The sequence below is a fragment of the Hydrocoleum sp. CS-953 genome (assembly GCF_002260545.1).
Classification (GTDB): domain Bacteria; phylum Cyanobacteriota; class Cyanobacteriia; order Cyanobacteriales; family Microcoleaceae; genus Trichodesmium.
In genome coordinates, this window is the sequence record NZ_LGSU01000430.1 from 1 (window position 1) to 3,085 (window position 3,085).

The window sequence follows — 3,085 nt, forward strand, 5'->3', positions numbered from 1 at the left end:
AACCATTATATAATCAGAACTAACTGATAAATCAATATATAAAAATAAGCAGCAATTACGACAAAAATTAATACTAAAAAAATTATGTCTTTAACAGAAAAAATCCTCTCCCAAATTCCAGGGAACCCTTTAGAAAGTCTGCGACGAGTCGATAAAATTTGGCAAAAACTTCGAGCTGAAAATATATCTATTCCTACCACCGTTAAGACAGAAACTCAATTACTAAAAAATTATGACTGGGATGTAGTAATTTGCGGAGGTACTCTTGGTATTTTGATTGGTGCTACCTTGGCAAAAAAAGGTTGGCGGGTTGCACTTTTAGAACGAGGTATCCTCAAAGGTAGAACACAAGAATGGAATATCTCCCGCAAAGAACTAGAAACATTTGTAGAATTAAACATTCTCTCTCCAGAAGAACTAAAGACAGCGATCGCTACGGAATATAACCCAGCTCGTATTAGCTTTCCAGATACTCCTGACATTTGGGTAAAAGATGTCCTGAATATTGGTGTAGATCCAATTTATCTATTAGAAACTCTGAAACAAAGCTTTTTGGCAGCAGGGGGTCAACTATTTGAAAATACATCCTATGAAGCAGCAACTATTTATCCAAATGGGGTGGATATCCAAACTAGCAATGGTCTCTCCTTCAAAACTCGACTACTCCTGGATGCGATGGGGCATTTTTCTCCCATTGTTAAACAAGCAAGGGAAGGCAAAAAACCTGATGCTGTCTGTTTAGTTGTTGGTACTTGTGCTACTGGATATCCAAAAAATGATACGGGAGATATTTTTGCCTCCTTCACTCCCATACAAAATCAATGTCAATATTTCTGGGAAGCATTTCCTGCTAGAGATGGGCGAACTACTTATTTATTTACTTATCTAGATGCTCATCCAGATAGATTTTCTCTAGAATTTTTCTTTGAAGAATATCTACGTCTATTACCCGAATATCAAAAAGTCGAACTTAGTCAACTGACATTCCAACGTGCCCTCTTTGGTTTCTTTCCTTGTTATCGTCAAAGTCCCCTCAAAACCCCTTGGAATCGTATTTTGCCAGTAGGTGATAGTAGCGGAAGTCAGTCTCCTCTAAGTTTTGGCGGTTTTGGAGCTATGGTACGTCACCTGAAACGTCTGACTGTGGGTATTAATGAAGCTTTGGAAACTGAAAATTTATCGGCAAATTCTCTGGCACTTTTGCAACCTTATCAACCGAATGTATCAGTTACTTGGTTGTTTCAACGTTCCATGAGTATAGGGGTAAACCAAAAAGTTGAACCACATCAAATTAATCAATTATTGGCAGGAGTGTTTCAGGTAATGGAAAAACTAGGTGAACCTGTACTTAAACCTTTTTTACAAGATGTCGTGCAGTTTCCTGCTTTAGCACAGACTTTACTGATTATTTCCTTAAAGCAACCAGGTTTAGTAATTAAAATTATTCCTCAAGTTGGTATAGAAAATTTGTTAGATTGGATGAGACATTATTTCAACTTAGGGATTTATACATTCCTATATCCAGTTGGAGGAGCAATAGAATCTTTACTAATAAAAACTACCCTAGTAAAAGAGTATCATTATCACCGCTGGATTGAACAATGGAAATATGGTTCAGGAGGAGATTATAGTGACTAATCTAAATTTGAAAAACTTCAAAAAGCACCTAGACAGAGGTTGGATGAAGTCAAGGATTACTTATAAATTTTCTTTAGCTTAAGGAGTGCTTTTACTATTAATTAGTAGTGTGGCTTTGGCAAGTTTTTTTTCCATGATAGTTGTGCAAAATAAAACCGAGTCAGTTATGGCAACAAGCATCAAAAATCAACGTTTAGTTTTTGAAATGAATAACACTTTGGATGACGCTAGGACTCAAGAAAGAGAATTTTTGCTAATATCATGTCCGGATAATCAGTGATAAAAAAGTTTTTGTTTGTAGAATTGCTCTAGCCCTATCTATAGTTCGGGCTGAGAGCTATACTACGAACTTTAATTAGAACTATTCAACCGGACATGATATAAAACTTTTTTTGCAAGATATTGTAGAGTTTCCTCCTTGGGCAAAACTTTGATTTGTTACTTATTTAAAGCAACCAAGTTTGGCGATAAAAATTATCACTCAAGTTAAATTGGTATGGAAAATTTGTTAGATTGGATAAAAGATTATTTCAGATTAGGAATTTATACATTGTTATATCCAGTTGGAGAGACAATGGAAAGTTTTGCAAAAAAAATACAGAAGCAAAAATACTATTATTATCACCGCTGGATTGAACAATGGCAGTATAGTTCAGGAGGAGATTATAGTGACTAATCTAAATTTGAAAAACTTCAAAAAGCACCTAGATAGAGGTTGAATGAAGTCAAGCATTACTCATAAATTTTCTTGAGCTTCAGGAGTGCTTTTACTATTAATTAGTGGTGCGACTTTAACAAGTTTTTTTCCATGAGAGTTGTGCGAAATAAAACCGAGTCAGTTATGACAACAACTATCAAATTCAACCTTTAGTTTTCAAAATGAATAACACTTTGGATAACGCTNTCAGGAGTGCTTTTACTATTAATTAGTGGTGCGACTTTAACAAGTTTTTTTCCATGAGAGTTGTGCGAAATAAAACCGAGTCAGTTATGACAACAACTATCAAATTCAACCTTTAGTTTTCAAAATGAATAACACTTTGGATAACGCTCGGACTCAAGAAAGAGAATTTGTGCTAAAACCTTTTTTGCAAGATATTGTACAGTTTCCTCCTTGGGAACAACGTTTATTTGTTACTTCTTTAAAGCAACCAGGTTTAGTGATAAAAATTATCCCTCAAGTTAAGTTGGTGTGGAAAATTTGTTAGATTGGATCAAACATTATTTCAGATTAGGAATTTATATATTGTTATATCCAGTTGGAGATAAAATGAAAAGTTTTGCCAAAAAAATACAGAAGCAAAAATACTATTATCATCGTTGAATTGAACAATTGCAGTATAGTTCAGGAGTAGATTATAGTGACTAATCTAAATTTGAAAAACTTCAAAAAGCACCTAGACAGAGGTTGGATGAAGTCAAGCATTACTCATAAATTTTCTTGAGC

At 34.5% G+C, this 3,085-nt stretch carries 3 protein-coding genes; all 3 read left to right on the top strand.

The window, feature by feature from the left end:
• The first annotated feature begins 84 nt into the window (after positions 1-84).
• The 3 genes from AFK68_RS04240 (at position 85) to AFK68_RS04250 (ending at position 2,846) form a co-directional block, all read left to right on the top strand.
• On the top strand, positions 85-1,638 hold the full coding sequence (locus AFK68_RS04240) for an NAD(P)/FAD-dependent oxidoreductase (protein ID WP_094671728.1): 1,554 nt from the start codon (positions 85-87) through the stop codon (positions 1,636-1,638).
• 85 nt (positions 1,639-1,723) lie between these two features.
• Complete coding sequence (locus AFK68_RS34465; protein WP_143437504.1) at positions 1,724-1,918, top strand: hypothetical protein; 195 nt, start codon at positions 1,724-1,726, stop codon at positions 1,916-1,918.
• A 748-nt stretch (positions 1,919-2,666) separates the two neighbouring features.
• Positions 2,667-2,846, top strand: a complete 180-nt coding sequence (locus AFK68_RS04250; RefSeq protein ID WP_094671730.1) for a hypothetical protein — start codon at positions 2,667-2,669, stop codon at positions 2,844-2,846.
• Positions 2,847-3,085: the final 239 nt, after the last annotated feature.